At 57.0% G+C, this 5,000-nt stretch carries 5 protein-coding genes; 1 reads left to right on the top strand and 4 read right to left on the bottom strand.

Annotated features, from left to right (window positions below):
• A partial coding sequence (locus HF921_RS10850) for a glycine zipper domain-containing protein (protein ID WP_215893800.1) occupies nt 1-333 on the bottom strand: 333 nt, incomplete at its 3' end.
• 247 nt (nt 334-580) lie between these two features.
• Between HF921_RS10850 and HF921_RS10845 the strand changes: the two genes are divergently transcribed.
• Nucleotides 581-967, top strand: coding sequence for a hypothetical protein (locus tag HF921_RS10845; RefSeq protein WP_064219118.1), 387 nt, complete (start codon nt 581-583; stop codon nt 965-967).
• A 125-nt stretch (nt 968-1,092) separates the two neighbouring features.
• Here HF921_RS10845 and HF921_RS10840 read toward each other — a convergent pair whose 3' ends face one another.
• The 3 genes from HF921_RS10840 to HF921_RS10830 form a co-directional block, all read right to left on the bottom strand.
• The gene (locus HF921_RS10840; RefSeq protein ID WP_215891912.1) at nt 1,093-1,806 is read right to left on the bottom strand and encodes a type 1 glutamine amidotransferase; all 714 of its coding nucleotides are present in this window, start codon (nt 1,804-1,806) and stop codon (nt 1,093-1,095) included.
• Nucleotides 1,803-3,608: a putative bifunctional diguanylate cyclase/phosphodiesterase gene (locus HF921_RS10835; RefSeq protein WP_064219116.1), complete on the bottom strand. Its 1,806-nt coding sequence runs from the start codon at nt 3,606-3,608 to the stop codon at nt 1,803-1,805. The genes HF921_RS10840 and HF921_RS10835 overlap by 4 nt, the downstream gene beginning before the upstream one ends.
• A gap of 44 nt (nt 3,609-3,652) precedes the next feature.
• Nucleotides 3,653-5,000, bottom strand: a 1,348-nt coding sequence (locus HF921_RS10830; protein WP_215893799.1) for an ammonium transporter, incomplete at its 5' end; no start/stop codon positions are given.

Below are 5,000 nucleotides of genomic sequence, written 5' to 3'. Positions count from 1 at the left end.
CTGATATTGCGGTGCCGTCGGTCTGCACACATAGCCGGCGGGGCACGGTACACTGCCCTGCGGAGCTGCATAGTAACCGGGCTGTTGTGGTGCCGGTGCCTGTTGTTGGCTTTTAGAGATGCCATAACCGGCAAGCCCGCCTAACCCTGCGCCGATGGCGGCGCCCGCCAGCGGGGAACCCGTCTGGTTGCCGATGACTGCGCCGGCTACAGCACCGAGCAGGGAACCCCCCGCCGTATTCGCCGTGGTGCTATTGCTGGCATAGGGATTATTCGCGCAGCCCACCAATGCAAGGGGTAATGTTGCAATCATTAACCAGCGTGCTGTCTTCATGGTCATTATCTCCTCGTATATAGTATTAAGGTGCTTATTATGGTGCCAAGCTCCACAAGGATGCTAGTGTAGTCAAGTAGGTACAGTACTTGACTGATCGCAATGGCAGTTCCGGGCAGCGTGTCTCCTATCTTTCACCATCTTTGGGCTTTGCAGGATGAATCCCCGCCGCCATTTTTTGCGGTATAGTATGGAGCGATGGTCCACTCCCCGGACCGATCTCGTGGTTTGCTATGGAGAATGTGCTATGACCTTATCATCACGCCTCGCGGCGGCCTCTGCGGTGCTGGCTCTTGGGCTGAGTGGATGTGCAGCCAGTTGGGCCCCGCAAGTTAACCCGGTGCCGTATTATACTTATTACCCAGCATCGCTCGGCGTGGTTGCTGCCGCGGCTGAGAAAGCCTTACCTCAGGCGGGGATGCAGTTTACCGGGTCCAAGCAGGTCAGCCCCGATACTGTCGAAGTGCATGGGTATGATTCAGAAGGTAACGCCATTCTTATCACCCTGCGGACCAAAGGCGCCGCAGTCACTAAATTCTCGGCACGCATAGGCCTTTATGGACACCTCCGTGAGGTGGAAGAGATAGAACACTGGATGGGACAGTATGTTGGGCAGGCCATCGCACGGCCTTGAATGTGGCATAGTGACTTGCGGGGGCGACGACCACCCGACCGCTGTCGGTGATCTGACGGAGGTCATGGCGTCGCACCGTTTGCTGACCGCGGAGATGATCATCAAGATTGGGCGACACTGTGCTGTCAGCGCAACTGCTCCAGCCACGGGCGGTAGATTGCCGTGGCGCTGCCCAGCAACTCTTCACATCGGTGCTCCAGATGGTCGTGAATAGTCCTGCTGCGTTGTACGCCTGCACCGGTTTGCTGCAGGTCATCCGCCATGCTTTTCGTCCAGGCCTGCACCATGGCGGGGGTGACTTCCGGATGGCCCTGAAGTGCCAGACAGTGTTTACCAATAGCGAAGGCCTGCTGGGTACAAAAGTCGCTGGAGAGCAGCGGTACCGCACCGGATGGCAGGGAAAAAGTTTCGCCATGCCAGTGAAAGAGTGTAAACGAGTCGGGAAGCCCTGCTAACCAGTCGCTGCTCATTGCTTCCAGGGTTTTGGTGACCGGCCACCAGCCGATTTCCGGGCCATCCGGGTTAGGGGTTACCTGGCCGCCCAGCGCACGGGCAATCAGTTGCCCGCCGAGGCAGTGTCCCAGAACGGGGAGTTCTTCGCCAACTGCCCGGCGGATAATTTGTTGCTCGGAGAGTAGCCACGGGTACCGGCCCGTATCGTGGACGCTCATGGGTCCGCCCATGATGATTAAGGCGCCATAGCCAAGCAGACGATCGGGAACCGGCACGCCCAGATCAAGGCGATGCACTTCCGTTTGGTGCCCCTGTGCCGCAATAATATGTTGCAGGCTACCCAGCCCTTCTTCCGGATGGTGTTGCAGAACGAGAATCTTCGTCATGTTGCAGGCTGTTCCGCAGCGGTGTGTTGTAGCCAGTATGTGGCAAAATCTGATGCCGGCATAGGCATGGCGATGCCATATCCCTGCCCTCGGTCCGCCCGCATCTGGCGCAGGAGTTCGGCGCTCTCCATGTTCTCGATGCCTTCGGCGGTGACGGTTACGCCAAGTGCATGGGCCATCTGGATCATGGCCTGAATCATCCGTTGGTGACGTTGACTCCCGGTCATGGGGATGACGAAGCTGTGGTCGATTTTGATTTGGTTGCAGCCGAGTTCAAGCAGGTATTGCAGTGCGGCGGGCCCGGTTCCAAAGTCATCGAGGGCGAAGCGCACACCAAGGCTCTGGCAGTCACTGATCAGTCTGGTGGTTTTGGCAATATCGCGCAGGGCGATGCGTTCAACCAGTTCCAGGCAGATGCGCTCTGTGGGCAGAGCGGGGCAGCTCGCCAGTGCACGGCGTAAGTCGTCGCAGAAACGATGATTTTCTACCTGGCGAGCAGCGAGGTTGATCTGGATGTCTAGGAGTATGCCCTGCTTGGCCCAGGCCTCGCCGTGTTGGCAAGCGTTATGGATAACCCACGCCCCGATGCGCTGCATGACCGTAGAGTTCTCCGCGACGTCCAGAAAACTGTCGGGCAGGAGCAGACCGCGCTCAGGGTGCTGCCAGCGGATCAATGCTTCTGCAGCAACGCAAAGACCGCTCTGCATGTCGATGATAGGCTGCCAGTAGAGGACAAACTCCTGTTTTGACAGCGCGCGTTCCAGTTCGCCGCGCAGGTGTTGGGCGGAGCGCCGACGGTCATCATCTGCATGATCGTAATAGCTCCAGCAATTCCCACCCGACGCCTTGGCGCGATAGACCGCCTGGTCCGCATGGTGGATAAGCTCAACGGGATCGACGTTATCATGCGGATAAGTGGTGACGCCAGCGCTGGCGGTTATACCAACCTGCTGATTATCTACCCCGATGCGAATGTTGAGCGCCAGCAGAATGCGCTGGAGTACATCTTCCAGATCGCGCGGGCTGTGCAGTTTTTCCAGCAGCAGTATGAACTCGTCACCGGCCAGGCGGACGATGGTATCACTGGCACGCAGCACATCATGCAGGCGAGTCACAATTTCCCGCAGCAGACGATCCCCCGCTCTGTGCCCTAAGCTGTCATTCACTTCCTTGAAGCCATCAATATCCAATAAAACAATGGCGAGGATGCGTTGATCACGCAGCGCGCGGGCACAGGCGATGTTCAGGCGCTCTTCGAGTTGGTAGCGATTGGGTACACCGGTGAGGGTATCCTGAGTGGCAATCTGTTCCAGGTGCAGCTCAATACCCATCCGGTACCACGCGGCGCCTAGCATATCGGCCAATAATTGTGCCAGGTGCAAAGTGCTTTCAGCGAGCTCTGCGGGCGCCGGGCGGAACCAGGCAACAGCCAGGATGCCACTGGCACCCTGGGGGCCGTGGACGGGGAGGGCGAGGCTTGCCTGTAACCCAGTAGCTACATACTCCGGCATGGCGTGGGCGCTGTGTGGATAATCCGGCACATAAATGGCGCGGTCCGTCCGTAGTACGGCACCGCTGTTTCCGCGGTCGTCTGGAAAAACGTGCTTCGACAGTTCTGAATAGCTCGTGGGTAGGCCATGAAAAAACAGGTAACGCAGGTTATGATCTTCGTGGACGATGAAGGCGGCGCCATCGGCCTCCATCAGGTCTGCGGCTAGCCTAGCCGTTTCCTCGAAAAATGTACTGAATTCGTAGACGCGCACCAGATGTTGTAATCGGTTCAGAACAGAATCGGGAATCATCTTAAGTCCTCTGCGGTTCTGCAACAGCAGGGTTAAGCCATCAACTAATCCGTACCAACCGGCGGGTAGTGAGTCGCTGGCCCGACCGTATCGGGACCATCCCATGCGGGTTTATTCGGCACCAGATTCTCGATGGGCGCACCCATGACTCCCGGAATGGGATCCTCTTTATGTATGGCGTAGTCACCGACCTCTAAATCCGCGTCACTCATGCGCAGAGGGATGAACACCCCTATCAGTTTCAGAATGACGAACGTCATAACGAGGTTATATCCCACGATTACCACGAGAGCAATCAATTGATGCCAGAGTTGCGAGAATCCACCGCCATAGAGTAACCCATCTACGGATATGTCCGATGTTTTGCCCGCTCCGTAGTACAGGACCATGCGTGGATCGCCGAGAAGACCCACCATCAATCCACCTACGGCACCGGCAACGGCGTGGGTGTGTAATACGCCAAGCGTATCGTCAACCTTACTCAGCCATGTTTTTGGTCCTATCTTGTTCATGGTAATCCAGGGAACCATACCGGCGGTTACGCCAAGAATCAGTGCACCCCAACCATTCAGGAAACCCGCGGCCGGTGTGATAGCGACCAATCCGCAAATCATGCCATTGATGGCCCCCACCATAGACGCTCTGCCGAGAAACGCCATGTCCATGAACAGCCAGGTCAGCAATGCCGCCGCCGTGGCGAGATTGGTATTGATCACGGCAGCGGCCATGTCCTGATTGGCGAAGTAAGGATCGCCGCCGTTAAATCCATTCCAGCCAAGCCACAAAAGACCGGCTCCCGCCATGGCCATAATGAGGTTGTTCGGAGGGAAATCCACCCGGTCTGCAAAAAGTCGCGGTCCAATCACCGCCGCCGCTACGAATCCTGAAATACCCGCAGCGACGTGGATGACGTAACCTCCGGAGTAATCAACGGCTCCGAGTTGCGCTAACCAGCCACCACCCCAGAGCATGAAGGCGCCCACTGAATAAACGAGCGCGGACCATATTGGTACAAAAATAATCCATGCTTTGAAGTTCATTCGTCCAAGAACGCCGCCAGCAAGCAGAATTGGGGTAATGGCAGCGAATACGAATTGAAAGTAAATCAATGCGGACTGTGGAAAGGCAAAGGCAGGCATGATGCCATTCAATAGTGGGATGTTGGCTTGGCCGATGCTGTCGATGGCGGACATGACGGGGCGGGGCCAACCAAATAGTCCCGAAAGTATTCCGGGGCCCAGGTGCACAGGACTGCCGAAAGCGATGCTAAACCCACAGAGCATCCACGTAATCAGAACGGCAGCAAAGGCGTAAAAGACCATCATCGCGGAATTGAGCGCCCATTTCTTCTTGACGATACCGCCATAAAGAATGGCCAACCCCGGAACGCTC

It is taken from the genome of Acidithiobacillus ferriphilus (assembly GCF_018854775.1).
Classification (GTDB): Bacteria; Pseudomonadota; Gammaproteobacteria; order Acidithiobacillales; family Acidithiobacillaceae; genus Acidithiobacillus; species Acidithiobacillus ferriphilus.
Note: the sequence above shows the minus strand (reverse complement) of the source record. Positions and strands in the feature narration are given on the sequence as shown.

Coding starts and splice junctions, on each gene's coding strand:
- HF921_RS10845 (WP_064219118.1), top strand. CDS start 581: ATGACCTTATCATCACGCCTCGCGGCGGCCTCTGCGGTGCTGGCTCTT.
- HF921_RS10840 (WP_215891912.1), bottom strand. CDS start 1,806: ATGACGAAGATTCTCGTTCTGCAACACCATCCGGAAGAAGGGCTGGGT.
- HF921_RS10835 (WP_064219116.1), bottom strand. CDS start 3,608: ATGATTCCCGATTCTGTTCTGAACCGATTACAACATCTGGTGCGCGTC.